Below are 17,044 nucleotides of genomic sequence, written 5' to 3'. Positions count from 1 at the left end.
GCTCGGCGCGCGGCATCGCGGTGCCGTTCCGGTGTGCGGCTGGTGCGGGCGCGGCGCGAGTGCGTGGATCTGTCCGGCGTGCTCGTCCCCGCGGCTGCGGCTGGCGTCGTCGGGCAGTGAGCGCACCGCGGAGGAGCTCGGCAGGGCGTTTCCCGGCGTGCGCGTGATCGTGGCGGACGGCAGCCACCCCGTGGAGCGGGTGGACGCCCGCCCCGCGCTCGTCGTGGCGACCCGCGGCGCCGAGCCCCTCGCGGAGGGCGGGTACCGCGCGGTCGTGCTGCTGGACGGGCCGCGCATGCTGCAGTCGCCCGACCTGCGGATCGGCGAGGCGTGTCTGCGCTGGTGGTCGAACGCTGCCGCGCTGGCCGCCCCCGGGGCTCCGGTGCATCTGGTGGGGGTGGACGGCGCGGTCGCCAAGGCCCTCGCGACGTGGAACCAGGCGGGCTACGCGCGCTCGGAGCTGGAGAACCGCGCCCCGCTGCACATGCCGCCCGCCGCGCGCGTCGCGCTCGTGGAGGGCACGTCGGCCGCGGTCGCCCGCGCTCTTGCCGCTCTCGGGGAGCTGTCGCTGCCGTCCGACGCGGTGCTCGGCCCCGTCCCCGTCGAGGGCGACGACGACCCTCCGCGCGTGCGCGCCCTGGTCCGCTTCGACTACGGCGCCGGGGTGCGGGTGGCTACCGTCCTGCGCGCAGCCGTGGTGGCGGAGGCCGTGAACGGACGGCGGGGCCGAGCGCGCGCGGCCCGGAGCGCGCTCACGGTGCGCCTCGATATCCTCGATCCAGAGCTCTGACCCCTTCCGGAGAACCTTCATGCGCCTCGTCTTCGCCGGCACGCCCTCCGCTGCCGTGCCCACACTCCATCGCCTCGCTGCGGAGCACGACATCGCCGCGGTGGTGACGAGACCGGATGCGCCGCTCGGCCGCAAGCGCGTGCTGACGCCGTCGCCCGTCGCCCAGGCTGCCGCAGAACGGGGCCTCCCGGTCATCCGGGCGGCCCGTCTGGATGACGCGGTGACCGCGGAGATCGCCGCGCTCGAGCCCGAGCTGGGCGTGATCGTCGCCTACGGCGGGCTCGTGCGCGAGCCGTTGCTGTCGACGCCGGACGCCGGATGGATCAACCTGCACTTCTCCCTACTGCCCGCCTGGCGTGGCGCGGCGCCGGTGCAGCGCGCGCTGATCGCGGGCGACGAGGTGCTGGGCGCCAGCGTCTTCCAGCTCGTGCCGGAGCTCGACGCGGGCGACGTGTTCGCACGGCGCACCGTGGCGGTGCCGTCGTCGGCGACGGCCGGCGAGGCGCTGGAGGCGCTCGCGCGCGATGGCGCCGACCTGACCGCGGAGGTGGTCGCGGCGATCGCGGCGGGAGAGGCGCGGGCGGTGCCGCAGGAGGGCGAGCCGACGTTCGCGGCGAAGCTGAGCCTGGCGGACGGACTCCTCGACTTCACGCAGCCCGTGTCGTCGGTGTTCGCACGGTTCCGCGGGGTGACGCCCGAGCCCGGCGCCCACACGACGGTGGACGGGCAGCGCCTGAAGATCCTCGCCGCCGAGCCCGCGGCCGGGGAGGAGCAGTTGCCTCCCGGCGTGCTCTCGGGCACCAGGACGGCGCTGCTGATCGGCACCGCGACCGCGCCCCTCGCGGTGACCCGCGTGCAGCCGGCAGGCAAGGGGGCGATGAACGCCGCCGACTGGTGGCGGGGCCTGCAGGGCGGCGAGCGGCGGGCGGGATCGTGAGCAGGCAGGAGCGACACCAGCAGCAGGGGGTCCGCCGTCCCCGACCCGCAGCGCGCACCGACGAGCGCGGGCCCCTGCGGACGGTGCAGCCGGCGCGGCTCGTCGCCTACGAGGTGCTGCGGGCGGTGTCCGACTCCGACGCGTACGCCAACCTCGTGCTTCCCCCGGCGATCGCGGAGGCCGGGCTGGACGCGCAGGACGCGGCCCTCGCCACCGAGCTCACCTACGGGACGCTGCGCCGCCGAGGCACGTACGACGCGGTGATCGCGGCGGCCGCGGATCGCAGCACCTCCTCGATCGATCCGGCCGTGCTGGACGCACTGCGGCTCGCGGTCCATCAGCTCCTGGCGACCAGGGTCGCCTCGCACGCGGCCGTGAACGAGTCGGTGAACCTCGTGGCGACGCGGGCGGGCCGTGGCGCGGCCAGTTTCGCGAACGCGGTGCTGCGTCGCGTGGCGCGCGAGTCGCCCGGGCAGTGGATGGAGCGCATCGAGGCCGAGGCGCGCTCCGACGATGAGCGCCTCGCCCTCCGCGCGGCGCATCCGGTGTGGGTCATCCGGGCTCTGCGGCGCGCACTGGCGGCCGAGGGCAGGGTCGACGAGCTCGGCGCCCTGCTCGAGGCCGACAACGCGTCGCCCGAGGTGACGCTGGTGGCCCTCCCCGGACTCGCGCAGCCGGGTGAGCCCCGTCGCCCGTTCGCGCCGACCGCGTTCGCGTCACCCGGGGGCGACCCTCGTCGTCCGGTCGCGGAGTCCGCCGGCACGGTGCGCGTCCAGGACGAGGGGTCGCAGCTCGTCGGGCTCGCGCTGGCCGCCGCGGCACCGGTCCGGGCGGGGGAGCGGTGGCTCGACCTGTGCGCCGGGCCGGGCGGCAAGACGGCGCTGCTGGCCGCGATCGCCCGCGAGCACGAGGTGACGTTGGAGGCCAACGAGGTCGTGCCGACGCGCGCTCGACTGGTGCGGAAGGCGCTGCGGGCCGTCCCCGGAGACGTGACCGTGCACGAGCGCGACGGCAGAGAGCTGGCGCGCGAGAACCCCGGCGGGTTCGACCGCATCCTCGTGGACGCGCCGTGCACCGGGCTGGGAGCACTGCGGCGTCGTCCGGAGGCGCGCTGGCGCAAGACGCCCGCCGATGTGGCCGAGCTCGTGCCGCTGCAGGTGGACCTGCTGTCCGCCGCTCTCGACGCGCTCGCTCCGGGCGGCGTCGTGGCCTATGTCACGTGCTCGCCGCACCTGGCCGAGACCACCGGGGTCGTGCGCGAGGTGCTGCGGGACCGCGCCGACGTGGTGGAGCTGGATGCGCGGCGCGTGGTGCGCGACGTCTCCCGCTCGCCGATCGACCTCGCCGACGACGGTCGTGCCGCCACGGGCAGCGCCCAGCTGTGGCCGCACCGCCACGGCACCGACGCCATGTTCCTCGCGCTCCTGCAGCGCACCGACGACACCGAAGGGTAGGACAGAGACCGTGGAGCTTCCTCGCGCACCGCGCATCAACCCGAGCATCCTCGCCGCCGACTTCGTCAACATGCAGACGGAGCTCGCCCGCATCGCGACGGCCGACTTCGCCCACGTCGACGTGATGGACAACCATTTCGTGCCCAACCTCACGTTCGGGCCGCAGATGGTGCAGCGCATCCAGGAGACCAGTCCCGTCCCTCTCGACGTGCACCTCATGATCACAGACCCCGAGCGCTGGGCCCCCGGGTACGCGGAGCTGGGCGCGGCGAGCGTCACCTTCCACCTGGAGGCCGCGGTCGACCCGGTGTCGCTCGCGCGGCGGTTGCGCGACATCGGTGCCAGAGCCGGTGTCGCGGTCAAGCCGGACACCCCGGTCGAAGGACTGTTCCCGGTCCTCGACGAGTTCGACCAGATCCTGGTGATGACGGTGGAGCCCGGGTTCGGCGGTCAGGGGTTCATGCCGGAGACGATGCCGAAGCTGCGCGCGCTGTCGGAGGAGGCACGACGTCGAGGGTCGCAGGTGTGGCTCCAGGTCGACGGGGGGATCTCCGACGACACGATCGCGCAGGCGGCGGCCGCGGGGGCGGACACCTTCGTCGCGGGCTCGGCCGTGTACGGGCAGGACGACGTGGAGGCGGCGGTCTCGCGGCTCAGGCACCTCGCGCGAGCCGCTAGCCTGGAATCGTGAAGACTTTCGACGAGCTGTTCGCCGAGCTCAGCGTCAAGGCCGAGACCCGACCGGAAGGGTCGGGCACGGTCGCGGAGCTCGACGGCGGCGTGCACACGATCGGCAAGAAGATCGTGGAGGAGGCCGCCGAGGTGTGGATGGCGGCCGAGTACGAGTCCGACGAGGCGGCGGCGGAGGAGATCTCGCAGCTGCTGTACCACCTGCAGGTGATGATGCTCGCGAAGGGCCTCACCCTGCAGGACGTCTATCGACATCTGTGATGCGCTCCGCCCCCACTCCTTCGAACTGAAAGCCGTTCATGCTGCGCATCGCCGTTCCCAACAAGGGCTCGCTGTCCGAGACCGCCGCCGAGATGCTCGCGGAGGCGGGCTACGCCGGCCGCCGCGACCCCAAGACCCTGCACGTCGTCGACACCGAGAACGACGTCGAGTTCTTCTTCCTGCGTCCGCGTGACATCGCCACGTACGTCGCCTCCGGCGCCCTCGACGTCGGCATCACCGGACGCGACCTGCTGCTCGACGTGCAGCAGCCGGCGCGCGAGATCGAGCAGCTCGGCTTCGGCGCGTCGACGTTCCGCTTCGCCGGCCCTCCCGGACGCTTCACGTCGATCGACGACCTCGACGGCGTGCGCGTGGCCTCGGCCTACCCCGGACTGGTGGGCTCGTTCCTCCGGGAGCACGGCGTGAACGCCGAGCTGGTGCAGCTCGACGGTGCGGTGGAGTCGGCCGTGCGCCTCGGCGTCGCCGATGCCGTCGCCGACGTGGTCTCCACGGGGACCACGCTGCGACAGGCGGGGCTGGAGATCTTCGGCCCCGTCATCCTGGAGTCCGAGGCCGTGCTGATCAGCCGCCCGGGTGACGCGGACGGCGTCGACACGCTGCTGCGCCGTCTCCGAGGCGTCATGGTGGCCCGCCGGTACGTGCTCCTCGACTACGACCTGCCGACCGAGCTGGTCGACCAGGCGGTCGCGATCGCTCCCGGCCGGGAGTCGGCCACCATCTCCCCGCTGCGCGACCCGGCCTGGGTGGCCGTGCGCGTGATGATCCCGCGTCGCCGGGTCAACCAGGTGATGGACGACCTGTACGCATTGGGGGCCAGGGCGATCCTCGTCACGGCGATCCACGCGGCGAGGCTCTGATGACTCTCGCGAGCAGGGTCATCCCGTGCCTCGATGTGGCCGACGGCCGCGTCGTGAAGGGCGTGAACTTCGAGAACCTGCGCGACATGGGGGATCCGGTCGAGCTCGCCCGGCACTATGCGGCGCAGGGCGCGGACGAGATCACCTTCCTCGATGTGACCGCGACCGTCGACGCGCGGGCCACGACCTACGACGTCGTGCAGCGCACCGCCGAGCAGGTGTTCGTGCCGCTGACGGTCGGCGGGGGAGTGCGCAGCGTGGAGGACGTGGCCCGGCTGCTGTCCGTCGGCGCCGACAAGGTGGGGGTGAACTCCGCCGCGATCGCCCGGCCCGAGCTGATCGGCGAGATCGCGGACCGCTTCGGCGCTCAGGTGCTCGTGCTCTCGCTCGACGTGAAGCGCGCCGACACGACGCATTCCGGTTTCGTCGTCACGACGCACGGCGGTCGCACGCAGACCACGCTGGACGCTCTCGACTGGGCCAGGGAGGCCGCGGAGCGCGGGGCGGGTGAGCTGCTGGTGAACTCGATCGACGCGGACGGTACGCGCGACGGGTTCGACCTGGAACTCGTCCGGCTCATGCGCGAGGCGGCGCCGGTGCCCGTGATCGCCTCCGGCGGCGCCGGACGAGCGACCGATTTCGCCCCGGCCATCAAGGCGGGGGCCGACGCCGTGCTCGCGGCGAGCGTCTTCCACACGGGAGCGCTCACGGTCGGCGACGTGAAGGACGCGCTGCGCGCGGAGGGGGTGCTGGTCCGATGACGGAGGCGCAGCAGGGGCAGAGCGAGCCGGATGTCGAGGCGCGCATCGCCCAGGTGGCTTTCACGGCCGAGGGCCTGGCGCCCGCGATCGTGCAGCAGTGGGACACGCGCGAGGTGCTGATGCTCGCATGGGTCGATGCGGAGGCGCTGCGGCGCACGCTCACGTCGGGTCGTGCGACGTACTGGTCGCGGTCCCGGCAGGAGTACTGGCGCAAGGGCGACACCTCCGGGAACATCCAGGTGGTGCGCGAGGCCCGACTCGACTGCGACGGCGACGCGATCCTGCTGCTGGTCGACCAGACCGGCCCGGCGTGCCACACGGGGACCCGCACGTGCTTCGACACGACCGACCTGGGTGCCGTCGACGGATCGGCGACGTCGTGAGCCTCGCCCGGCGGGGGCGCTCGCTCGCGGTCTCCGGCTTCCTTCTCGCCGGCGCCCTCGGCATCATCTCCTCCACGCAGACCTGGTTCACGGTCGAGCGCGCCGATGCGGGAGAGGCGATCCTCGTGCCGGGGGCCGCGGCGATGGTGCTGCTCGCGCCGCTGAGCCTCGCGGTGCTGGCGCTCGGCGCGGCCCTGTCGATCGCCGGTCGCGCGGTGCGACTGGTCTTCGGGGTGCTCGCCGCGGTCGCGGCGGTGTTCCTCGGCTGGTCGACCGTGCAGCTGCTGGTCGCTGAGCCCTTCGACGCCGTCGCCGCGACCGTGACCGAGACCACGGGGCTCGCGGGCGACACCGCCGTGCACGAGGTGGCGGCGCACATCGTGGCGTCCGCGTGGCCGTGGGTCGCGCTCGTCGGCTGGGTGATCCTGCTGCTCGCGGCCGTGCTGGTACTGGTCACCTGGCGTCAGTGGAAGTCGGGCGGCCGCCGTTACCGCACCGAGACCGCGCACCCCGCGACGCACGAGGGCCCGGTCGACGCGGTCGACTCGTGGGACGACCTGTCCCGCGGGACGGATCCCACGCGCTGACCCCGATAGACTGAACACATCCGCACGTCGTCCCCGGAGGAAACATGACCAACCCGATCGCCGACCCTGGCCACGGACACTCGCCTGCGGCCTGGACCGCCGTCGTGATCATGCTCGTCGGCTTCACCGCCGCGACCGTCGCGTTCTGCTTCGAGCAGCCGACCCTGGTCTGGATCTCCGCCGCGCTGATCCCGATCGGGGCCATCGTGGGTTGGGCGCTCGCGAAGGCGGGCTACGGCGTGAAGGGCCCCAAGTACTCCCCGAAGGCGCACTAGTGGTCCTCGCCGACCTGACGGCCGGCGCTGTCGCAGACGCCGAGCGTCGCTCCCTCTCCCGGCCGATCGAGGTCGTCGAGCGCGAGGCTCTCGCGCGCCCGGCGGCGAAGGACGCCCTGGCGTTCCTCGCTCCCGCCGAGCGGGTCAAGATCATCGCCGAGGTCAAGCGGGCGAGCCCGTCCCGTGGCGCACTCGCCGAGATCCCGGACCCCGCCCACCAGGCGTCGCTGTACGAGCAGGGCGGCGCCTCGGCGATCAGCGTCCTGACCGAGGAGCGCCGTTTCGGCGGCAGTCTGGCGGATCTCGAGGCCGTGACCGCACGGGTGTCGCTGCCGGTGCTGCGCAAGGACTTCATCGCCACGCGGTATCAGGTGCTGGAGGCGCGGGCGGCGGGTGCTGATCTCGTCCTGCTGATCGTCGCCGGGCTCGAGCCGGAGGCGCTGCGCGACCTGTACGCGTTCATCCTGGAGCTCGGCATGACCCCGCTCGTCGAGACGCACTCGGCGGAGGAGCTCGACGTGGCGATCGACCTCGGCGCCGCGCTGATCGGCGTGAACGCGCGCGACCTGAAGACCCTCGAGCTCGACCGTGACCTCTTCGGCCGGCTCGTCGACCGCATCCCGGACACGGCGATCAAGATCGCGGAGTCCGCGGTGCTCACCCCCGCCGATGTCGCGCACTACCGTTCGGCCGGTGCCGACGTCGTGCTGATCGGTGAGGCCCTGGTGACCGGAGATCCGGTCGCCACGCTCGAGAGCTTCCTGGAGGCGAAGTGAGTCTGCGTGACCAGCACGGCCCGTACTTCGGTGACTTCGGCGGCCGGTTCATGCCGGAGTCGCTGATCGCCGCGATCGACGAGCTGACGGTCGCGTACGAGGAGGCGATCGCCGATCCGGAGTTCCGTGCCGAGCTGGCCCACCTGCTGTCCTCCTACGCCGGACGCCCCTCGGCGCTGACCGAGGTGCCGCGGTTCGCCGAGCACGCCGGGGGCGCGCGGGTGTTCCTCAAGCGCGAGGACCTCAACCACACCGGCTCGCACAAGATCAACAACGTGCTGGGCCAGGCGCTGCTCACCAAGCGCCTCGGCAAGACCCGGGTGATCGCCGAGACGGGTGCAGGACAGCACGGTGTCGCGACGGCCACCGCGGCGGCCCTGTTCGGCCTGGACTGCACGATCTACATGGGCGAGGTCGACACCGAGCGTCAGGCGCTGAACGTCGCCCGCATGCGCCTGCTGGGCGCCGAGGTCGTGCCGGTGACCTCGGGCTCGCGCACGCTGAAGGACGCGATCAACGACGCGTACCGCGACTGGGTCGCCTCGGTCGAGACCACGAACTACATCTTCGGCACCGCCGCGGGGCCGCACCCGTTCCCGGCGATGGTCCGCGATTTCCAGAAGATCATCGGCGAGGAGGCGCGCGCCCAGCTGCTCGACGAGGTGGGCCGGCTGCCCGACGCGGTGTTCGCGTGCGTGGGCGGCGGCTCGAACGCGATCGGCATGTTCGACGCGTTCCTCGACGACGAGGGCGTGCGCCTGTACGGCGTCGAGGCGGCCGGCGACGGAGTGGACACCCCGCGGCACGCGGCGTCGATCGAACGCGGTCGTCCCGGTGTGCTGCACGGCGCGAAGACCTATGTCCTGCAGGACGAGGACGGCCAGACGGTCGAGTCGCACTCGATCTCCGCCGGGCTCGACTATCCCGGCGTCGGCCCGGAGCACTCGTGGCTGGCCGACATCGGCCGCGCGGAGTACATCCCGGCGACCGACGACGAGGCGATGCAGGCCCTGCGGCTGCTGAGCCGCACCGAGGGCATCATCCCGGCGATCGAGTCCGCGCACGCCCTCGCGGGAGCCCTGCGGATCGGCCGCGAGCTGGGACCGGACGCCGTCCTGGCGATCTGCCTCTCCGGCCGGGGCGACAAGGACATGGACACGGCCGCCCGGTACTTCGAGCTCTACGACGAGGCGGCGCTCGCGCACGACGCGACCGAGGAGAGCTCCGCCGAAGAAGCCGCCTCGAAGGGAGAGCCGCAGCTGTGAGCCGCGTCGAACAGGCCATCCAGCGCGCGCACGACGCCGGCCGCAGCGCCTTCGTCGGCTACCTGCCCGTCGGCTTCCCCGACCTGGAGACGAGCATCCAGGCGGCGATCGCCCTCGCCGAGAACGGCGTGGACATCATCGAGCTCGGGCCGCCCTACAGCGACCCCGTGATGGACGGCGCGATCATCCAGGAGGCGACGACCGCCGCCCTCGCCGCCGGCTTCCGGATGAAGGACCTCTTCACCGCGATCCGCGCGATCACCGCCGCGACCGACGTCCCGGTGCTCGTGATGACCTACTGGAACCCGGTGCTGCAGTACGGCGTCGATCGCTACGCCGACGACCTGCTGGCGGCGGGCGGCGCCGGGCTGATCACGCCCGACATCACGCCGGACGCGGCGGCGGAGTGGATCGCGGCGAGCGAGCGGACCGGGCTCGACCGGGTGTTCCTGGCCGCGCCGACCTCGTCAGACGAGCGCCTCGAGCTCGTGGTGAAGTCGTCGACCGGTTTCGTGTACACCGTCTCCACGATGGGCATCACGGGGGAGCGGGCCGAGCTCGACCGCGCCGCACGCACCCTCGTCGCCCGCCTGCGCGAGCACGGCGCCCGGCGCGCCTGCGTCGGAATCGGCATCTCCACCGCCGAGCAGATCGCCGGTGTCTCCGAGTACGCCGACGGCGCCATCGTCGGCACCGCGCTCGTGCGCGCCCTGCGCGACGGCGGCGTCCCCGCCCTCGCGGCCGTCGCCCGAACCCTCGCCACCGGCACGTCGTCGGTGCGCTCCGTCCCCGAGAACTAGAATCGCACTCATGTCCCTCGCGCTCCCCAGCAGCTTCACCGGCGTGCTCGCCAGCATCCCGAGTCCTCCCGTCGCGTACTTCGACCTGGGCCCGGTGCGGATCCACTTCTACGCGCTCTGCATCATCGCCGGCATCATCGTCGCGGTGCTGCTGACCAACCACCGCCTCACGAAGCGCGGTGCGGAGCCGTGGGTCGTGATCGACATCTCGATCCTCGCGGTGCCGCTGGCCATCATCGGCGCCCGCATCTTCCACGTGCTGACCCACCCGAACTTCTACTTCGGCGAGGGCAAGAACACCTGGAACCCCTTCGAGCCCGGCTCGGTGTGGGCGATCTGGGAGGGCGGCATCGCCATCTTCGGCGCGCTGATCGGCGGCGCCATCGGCGCGTACCTCGGCTGCCGCTGGACCGGTATCCGCTTCTGGACGTTCGCCGACGCACTCGCTCCCGGGCTGCTGCTCGCGCAGGCCATGGGCCGGTTCGGCAACTGGTTCAACCACGAGCTCTTCGGCCTGCCGACCGACCTGCCGTGGGGCCTCGAGATCGAGTCCACCAACTCGGCCTTCCCTCCCGGGCTCCCCGAGGGCACGCTGTTCCACCCGACGTTCCTGTACGAGGTGCTGTGGAACGGGCTCGGCGTGATCGTGCTGCTGTGGCTGAGCCGCAAGCTCTTCTTCCAGTGGGGCCGGCTGTTCGCGATCTACCTCATCTGGTACAGCGCTGGTCGCATCGTGTGGGAGTCGATCCGCATCGACCCGAGCGAGATCATCCTGGGTCTGCGCAGCAACGTCTGGGCGGCGATCATCGGCGTCGTCGTCGGCCTCGTCATCCTCGTGGTGCAGACGCGCCGTCACCCGGGTCTGGAGCCTTCGCCGTATCAGCCCGGCCGCGGCCGGAAGGACCTGGACGCTGATGTACAATCGCAAGACAATCCCTCTGATTTCGTGGACGTGAGCGAGCCTCCGACCGACGAGGTCACCGCAGGAGCCACCGCCACAAGCACTGCTCCCACGAGCGAGGACGGCTCCCGATAACGCCGCGTCCCGCGGCGGGAGAACCATTGCACTGAACGAGCGGGCCGACGACGTCCCCGGGTTTCACTGAAGATCTGAGGACGGTAACTGGTGTACTTCCAGCCCCCTTACGGCGCCTCCGGCGCATACCCCCCGAAGCAGGGCATGTACAACCCGGCGTTCGAGAAGGACGCCTGCGGCCTGGCCATGGTCGCAACGCTGCGCGGCGAAGCCGGGCACGACATCATCGCGCTGGCCCTCGAGGCCCTGCGCAACCTGGAGCACCGCGGGGCCATCGGGTCCGACGCGGGCACGGGAGACGGGGCCGGCATCCTCACGCAGATGCCAGACGCCTTCCTCCGCGCGGTCACCGGCTTCGAACTGCCGCCCGTGGGGGAGTACGCCGCAGGACTCGCGTTCCTGCCTCGCGACTCGAGCGAGCGCCGCCAGCAGAAGGCCGGCATCGAGAAGATCGCGCGCGCCGAGGGCCTCCGCGTCCTCGGGTGGCGTGAGGTCCCCACCGCGAACGAGAACCTCGGCAAGCTCGCCGACGAGGCCCGCCCCGCGTTCGAGCAGCTCTTCGTGAGCGCCGGCGGGGCCACGCACGCCGACGCGCCGCTCACCGGTATCGCCCTCGACCGCGTCGCCTACCGCCTGCGCAAGCGGGCCGGCCACGAGCTCGGCGCCTACTTCGTGTCGCTGTCCAGCCGCACCCTCGGCTACAAGGGCATGGTCACCACGCTGCAGCTGGAGCCGTTCTACCCCGACCTGCAGGATGAGCGGTTCGCGTCCGAGCTCGCGGTCGTGCACTCCCGCTACTCCACCAACACGTTCCCGTCGTGGCCGCTCGCGCAGCCGCTGCGCATGCTGGCGCACAACGGCGAGATCAACACGGTCGGCGGCAACCGCAACTGGATGCGCGCCCGCCAGTCGCAGCTCGAGTCCGAGCTGCTCGGCGACATCTCACCGCTGCTGCCCATCTGCACCGACGGCGCGAGCGACTCGGCCTCGTTCGACGAGGTGCTCGAGCTGCTCACCCTGACCGGTCGCAGCCTGCCGCACGCGATTATGATGATGGTGCCGGAGGCGTACGAGAAGCAGGCCGACATCACGCCGGAGCTGCGCGCGTTCTACGAGTACCACTCCAACCAGATGGAGCCGTGGGACGGCCCGGCCGCGCTCATCTTCACCGACGGCACGCTGGTCGGCGCGACGCTCGACCGCAATGGACTGCGCCCGGGGCGCTGGACCGAGACCACCGACGGACTGGTCGTGATCGGCTCGGAGACGGGCGTGCTGCACTTCGAGCCCGAGCGCATCAAGCGCCGCGGGCGTCTGCAGCCCGGCAAGATGTTCCTCGTCGACACGGCCCAGCGCCGTATCGTCGAAGATCGCGAGATCAAGCAGGAGCTGGCCACGCTGCACCCGTGGCAGGAGTGGCTCGACGCGGGGGCCGTGCGCCTGGCCGACCTGCCCGAGCGCGAGCACATCGTGCATCCGCCGGCGTCGATCACCCGCCGCCAGCGCACCTTCGGGTACACCGAGGAAGAAGTGCGCATCCTGCTGACCCCCATGGGCCAGACCGGCGTCGAGCCGCTCGGTGCCATGGGCTCGGACACCCCGATCGCGGTGCTCAGCAAGCGACCGCGACTGCTGTTCGACTACTTCACGCAGCAGTTCGCCCAGGTCACGAACCCGCCGCTGGACTCGATCAGGGAAGAGGTCGTCACGAGCCTCAAGCTCGGCCTCGGTCCCGAGGCGAACCTGCTCAGCTGGGGTCCGGAACACACCCGCACGGTGTCGCTCGACTTCCCCGTGATCGACAACGACGAACTGGCGAAGATCCGCCACATCGACAAGGCGCTGCCCGGCCGGTCGAGCGCGACGATCCGGGGCCTGTACCACTTCGACTCCGGCCCGCACTCGCTCGCCGAGCGCCTGACGGAGATGTGCGCCGAGGTCGACCAGGCCATCGCGGACGGCGCGGAGTTCCTCATCCTGTCCGACCGCGACTCCAACAAGGACCTCACGCCCATCCCGTCGCTGCTCATGGTGTCGGCGATCCACCACCACCTCATCCGGCGCGAGAACCGCATGAAGGTGGGCCTGATCGTCGAGGCCGGAGACGTGCGAGAGGTGCACCACGTCGCGACGCTGATCGGCTACGGCGCGTCGGCGATCAACCCGTACCTGGCGATGGAGACGGTCGAGCACCTCGTCCGCACCGGCTACATCACCGGCATCACGCCCGAGAAGGCGGTCAAGAACCTGATCTACGCGCTCGGCAAGGGCGTGCTGAAGATCATGTCGAAGATGGGCATCTCCACCGTGTCGTCGTATGCCGGCGCCCAGGTGTTCGAGGCTGTCGGTCTCAGCCAGGAGTTCATCGACGCCTACTTCACCCGCACGGAGTCGAAGCTGGGCGGCATCGGGATCGAGGAGATCTTCGCCGAGAACCAGGCGCGGCACGACTACGCGTACCCCGAGGATGCCGCAGCCCGCGCGCACGAGCGCCTGTGGACGGGCGGCGAGTACCAGTGGCGCCGCGACGGCTCCCCGCACCTGTTCAACCCGGAGACGGTGTTCAAGCTGCAGCACTCCACCCGGACGCGGCGGTACGACATCTTCCGTGAGTACACGAAGCTCGTGGACGAGCAGGCGGCCGAGCTCAAGACCCTCCGCGGACTCTTCACGCTGCGCACCGGCACCCGCAAGCCGGTCCCGCTCGACGAGGTCGAGCCGGTGTCCGCGATCGTGAAGCGCTTCTCGACCGGGGCGATGAGCTACGGCTCCATCTCCAAGGAGGCGCACGAGACCCTGGCGATCGCGATGAACCGGATCGGCGGCAAGTCGAACACCGGTGAGGGCGGCGAGGACCCCGACCGCCTGGTCGACCCCGAGCGGCGCAGTGCGATCAAGCAGGTGGCCTCCGGCCGCTTCGGCGTCACGAGCCTGTACCTCACCGAGGCGGACGACATCCAGATCAAGCTCGCCCAGGGCGCGAAGCCCGGCGAGGGCGGTCAGCTGCCGCCCACGAAGGTGTACCCGTGGGTCGCGCGCACGCGTCACGCCACCGCCGGCGTCGGGCTCATCTCGCCGCCGCCGCACCACGACATCTACTCGATCGAAGACCTCAAGCAGCTCATCTTCGACCTGAAGCGCGCGAACCCCGAGGCGCGCATCCACACGAAGCTGGTGAGCCAGTCCGGCATCGGTGCGGTGTCGGCGGGTGTGGCGAAGGCGCTGAGCGACGTCATCCTGGTGTCCGGCCACGACGGCGGCACGGGTGCGAGCCCGCTGAACTCCCTCAAGCACGCGGGTACCCCCTGGGAGCTGGGGCTCGCCGAGACGCAGCAGACGCTGATGCTCAACGGCATGCGCGACCGCGTGGTGGTGCAGGTCGATGGCCAGCTCAAGACCGGGCGCGACGTCGTGATCGGCGCGCTGCTCGGCGCGGAGGAGTTCGGCTTCGCGACGGCTCCGCTCGTGGTGAGCGGCTGCATCATGATGCGCGTCTGCCACCTGGACACCTGCCCGGTCGGCGTCGCCACGCAGAACCCGGTGCTGCGCGATCGGTTCACGGGCAAGCCCGAGTTCGTCGTCAACTTCATGGAGTTCATCGCGGAAGAGGTGCGCGAGCTCCTCGCCGAGCTGGGCTACCGCTCGATCGACGAGATCGTCGGACGCACCGAGCTCCTGGAGACGAATGCGGCCGTCGAGCACTGGAAGGCCGAGGGTCTCGACCTGAGCCCCGTGCTGGAGGGCCCGGCGTTCCCGGCCGGCGAGCCGCGCCGCAGCGGTCGCGCGCAGGACCACGAGCTCGACAAGCACTTCGACGTGCAGCTCATCGACATCGCGAAGGGGGCGCTGCTCAACGGCGAGCCCGTCGTGGTGGAGCTGCCGATCGCCAACACGGAGCGCGCGGTGGGCACGATGCTCGGCCATCAGGTGACGTCGCGGCACGGTGCCACCGGGCTGCCGAAGGAGACGATCGACGTCACCCTCACAGGGACCGCGGGGCAGTCGCTCGGCGCGTTCCTCCCGCCGGGCATCATCCTCCGCCTCGAGGGCGACGCGAACGACTACGTCGGCAAGGGCCTCTCGGGCGGAGACATCACGATCCGTCCGCCGCGCGGGGCGTCGATCGCACCGCACGAGAACGTGATCGCGGGCAACGTGATCGGCTACGGCGCGACCTCGGGCACGATGTGCATCTCCGGTGTCGTCGGCGAGCGGTTCCTGGTGCGCAACTCCGGGGCGACCGCGGTCGTCGAAGGCGTGGGCGACCACGCCCTGGAGTACATGACCGGCGGGCTCGCGGTGATCCTCGGGCCGACCGGGCGCAACTTCGGCGCCGGCATGTCCGGGGGAGTGGCCTATGTGCACGCCCTCGACACCGCGAAGGTGAACGCGCAGTCGCTCGGCAGCGGAGAGCTGCGGCTGGAGCCGCTGGACCGCGCCGACCTGGAGGTGCTGCGCGGACTGCTCGTCGAGCACGTCGAACGTACGGCGTCCCCGCGCGCGACCGAGCTGCTGGACGACTTCGACGCGCGCGCGGCGGAGTTCGTGAAGGTGCTTCCCCGTGACTTCGCCGCCGTGCGGAGCATGCGCGAGGAGGCTCTGGCCGAGGGGATCGACCCCGACGGCGACATCGTGTGGAACCGCATCCTGGAGGTGACCGGTGGCTGACCCCAAAGGCTTTCTGAAGGTGACCGAGCGGGAACTTCCCGCTCGCCGTCCGGTGCCGGTGCGCATCATGGACTGGAAAGAGGTCTACGAGCCGGGCGACAAGGCCGTCCTGCGCCGTCAGGCCGGTCGCTGCATGGACTGCGGTGTGCCGTTCTGCCACTCGGGCTGCCCGCTCGGCAACCTCATCCCCGAGTGGAACGACCTCACGTGGCGCGGTGAGGGCCGGGCCGCGATCGAGCGTCTGCACGCCACGAACAACTTCCCGGAGTTCACCGGTCGCCTGTGCCCGGCGCCCTGCGAGAGCTCGTGCGTGCTGGGCATCAACCAGCCGGCGGTCACGATCAAGCAGATCGAGGTCTCCATCATCGACGAGGCCTTCGCGAAGGGCTGGGTCGAGCCCGAGCCGCCGCAGCGCCTCACCGGCAAGACGGTGGCCGTCGTCGGCTCGGGGCCCGCGGGCCTCGCCGCCGCCCAGCAGCTGACGCGCGCGGGGCACACGGTCGCGGTGTTCGAGCGCGACGATCGCATCGGCGGGCTGCTGCGCTACGGCATCCCCGACTTCAAGATGGAGAAGACGCAGCTCGAGACGCGTCTGCGCCAGATGCAGGAGGAGGGGACCCGGTTCCGTGCGGGTGTCGAGATCGGCAAGGACATCTCCTGGGCCGACCTCCGCGCGCGGTACGACGCGGTCGTGATCGCGACCGGAGCCACGGTTCCCCGCGACCTGCCCATCCCCGGGCGCGACCTCGACGGCGTGCACTTCGCGATGGAGTACCTCGTGGAGTCCAACCACGCGGTCGCCGGCGACGCGGTCCCAGGGCAGATCACGGCCGAGGGCAAGCACGTCATCGTGATCGGCGGTGGCGACACCGGTGCGGACTGCATCGGCACGGCGCACCGTCAGGGAGCGCTGAGCGTGACGAACCTGGCGATCGGCAAGCAGCCGGGCGACACGCGCCCCGACCACCAGCCGTGGCCGATGATGCCGACCGTGTTCGAGGTGTCGTCCGCGCACGAGGAGGGCGGGGAGCGCGTGTTCCTCGCCTCCACGGTGGAGTTCCTGTCGAACGAGGTCGGCGAGGTGCGCGCGCTTCGGGTGGCCGAGACCGAGTACATCGACGGACGCCGGGTTCCCAAGAGCGGCACCGAGCGGGAGATCCCCGCCGATCTCGTGCTCATCGCGATGGGCTTCACGGGTCCGGAGCAGGACGGCTACACGGAGGACACCCGTCCGCAGGTGACCGACCGCGGCTCCTTCCACCGCGACGCGTCGTACGAGTCGTCGGTGCCCGGCGTGTTCGTGGCCGGTGATGCCGGACGCGGGCAGTCGCTCATCGTGTGGGCCATCGCGGAGGGTCGTGCGGCGGCGGCGAACGTCGATCGCTACCTCATGGGCACCACGGTGCTGCCCGAGCCGGTGCGTCCGAGCGATGTCGCGATCGGTCTCCAGCCCGCGTAGGCTGGGGCAGGCACCGTCGCCCGA

The 17,044-nt window shown here is 71.5% G+C and carries 15 protein-coding genes and 1 pseudogene; all 16 read left to right on the top strand.

Features of this window, described 5'->3' with window-relative positions:
- Positions 1-790: pseudogene (locus tag DW297_RS11445) on the top strand (primosomal protein N'); the annotation flags it as partial.
- Between the two features lie 19 nt (positions 791-809).
- Positions 810-1,727 carry a methionyl-tRNA formyltransferase gene (gene fmt, locus DW297_RS11440; RefSeq protein WP_136032439.1) on the top strand — a complete coding sequence of 306 codons (918 nt, stop codon included), beginning with the start codon at positions 810-812 and terminating at the stop codon, positions 1,725-1,727.
- 83 nt (positions 1,728-1,810) lie between these two features.
- A complete protein-coding gene (locus tag DW297_RS11435) occupies positions 1,811-3,181 on the top strand; it encodes a transcription antitermination factor NusB (protein ID WP_136032456.1) in 1,371 nt (456 codons plus the stop codon).
- A 10-nt stretch (positions 3,182-3,191) separates the two neighbouring features.
- Positions 3,192-3,872 (top strand): ribulose-phosphate 3-epimerase, encoded by a 681-nt coding sequence (rpe, locus tag DW297_RS11430; RefSeq protein WP_136032437.1) that lies wholly within the window; start codon positions 3,192-3,194, stop codon positions 3,870-3,872.
- A complete protein-coding gene (locus DW297_RS11425) occupies positions 3,869-4,132 on the top strand; it encodes a phosphoribosyl-ATP diphosphatase (RefSeq protein ID WP_136032435.1) in 264 nt (87 codons plus the stop codon). Before rpe ends, DW297_RS11425 begins: the two co-directional genes overlap by 4 nt.
- Positions 4,133-4,170: 38 nt before the next feature.
- Positions 4,171-5,010: an ATP phosphoribosyltransferase gene (gene hisG / locus DW297_RS11420; RefSeq protein WP_136032433.1), complete on the top strand. Its 840-nt coding sequence runs from the start codon at positions 4,171-4,173 to the stop codon at positions 5,008-5,010.
- Positions 5,010-5,771: an imidazole glycerol phosphate synthase subunit HisF gene (hisF, locus tag DW297_RS11415; RefSeq protein ID WP_136032431.1), complete on the top strand. Its 762-nt coding sequence runs from the start codon at positions 5,010-5,012 to the stop codon at positions 5,769-5,771. Before hisG ends, hisF begins: the two co-directional genes overlap by 1 nt.
- Entirely contained in the window at positions 5,768-6,154 is a 387-nt protein-coding gene (hisI, locus tag DW297_RS11410) for a phosphoribosyl-AMP cyclohydrolase (RefSeq protein ID WP_136032429.1), read from the top strand. Before hisF ends, hisI begins: the two co-directional genes overlap by 4 nt.
- A complete protein-coding gene (locus DW297_RS11405) occupies positions 6,151-6,741 on the top strand; it encodes a Trp biosynthesis-associated membrane protein (protein WP_136032427.1) in 591 nt (196 codons plus the stop codon). Before hisI ends, DW297_RS11405 begins: the two co-directional genes overlap by 4 nt.
- A gap of 44 nt (positions 6,742-6,785) precedes the next feature.
- Positions 6,786-7,016 carry an HGxxPAAW family protein gene (locus DW297_RS11400; RefSeq protein WP_136032424.1) on the top strand — a complete coding sequence of 77 codons (231 nt, stop codon included), beginning with the start codon at positions 6,786-6,788 and terminating at the stop codon, positions 7,014-7,016.
- The gene (gene trpC, locus DW297_RS11395) at positions 7,016-7,792 is read left to right on the top strand and encodes an indole-3-glycerol phosphate synthase TrpC (RefSeq protein WP_136032422.1); all 777 of its coding nucleotides are present in this window, start codon (positions 7,016-7,018) and stop codon (positions 7,790-7,792) included. Before DW297_RS11400 ends, trpC begins: the two co-directional genes overlap by 1 nt.
- Positions 7,789-9,057, top strand: coding sequence for a tryptophan synthase subunit beta (gene trpB, locus DW297_RS11390; protein WP_136032420.1), 1,269 nt, complete (start codon positions 7,789-7,791; stop codon positions 9,055-9,057). The genes trpC and trpB overlap by 4 nt, the downstream gene beginning before the upstream one ends.
- Complete coding sequence (gene trpA / locus DW297_RS11385) at positions 9,054-9,857, top strand: tryptophan synthase subunit alpha (RefSeq protein ID WP_136032418.1); 804 nt, start codon at positions 9,054-9,056, stop codon at positions 9,855-9,857. Before trpB ends, trpA begins: the two co-directional genes overlap by 4 nt.
- Positions 9,858-9,867: 10 nt before the next feature.
- Positions 9,868-10,893 carry a prolipoprotein diacylglyceryl transferase gene (lgt, locus tag DW297_RS11380; protein WP_136032416.1) on the top strand — a complete coding sequence of 342 codons (1,026 nt, stop codon included), beginning with the start codon at positions 9,868-9,870 and terminating at the stop codon, positions 10,891-10,893.
- Between the two features lie 144 nt (positions 10,894-11,037).
- The gene (gene gltB, locus DW297_RS11375; protein ID WP_136032453.1) at positions 11,038-15,561 is read left to right on the top strand and encodes a glutamate synthase large subunit; all 4,524 of its coding nucleotides are present in this window, start codon (positions 11,038-11,040) and stop codon (positions 15,559-15,561) included.
- Positions 15,554-17,020 carry a glutamate synthase subunit beta gene (locus tag DW297_RS11370; protein WP_136032414.1) on the top strand — a complete coding sequence of 489 codons (1,467 nt, stop codon included), beginning with the start codon at positions 15,554-15,556 and terminating at the stop codon, positions 17,018-17,020. Before gltB ends, DW297_RS11370 begins: the two co-directional genes overlap by 8 nt.
- Positions 17,021-17,044: the final 24 nt, after the last annotated feature.

Source organism: Microbacterium sp. PF5 (assembly GCF_004794315.1).
In the GTDB taxonomy this organism is placed as follows: Bacteria; Actinomycetota; Actinomycetes; order Actinomycetales; family Microbacteriaceae; genus Microbacterium; species Microbacterium sufflavum.
This window is presented reverse-complemented; position numbering and strand designations above follow the sequence as displayed.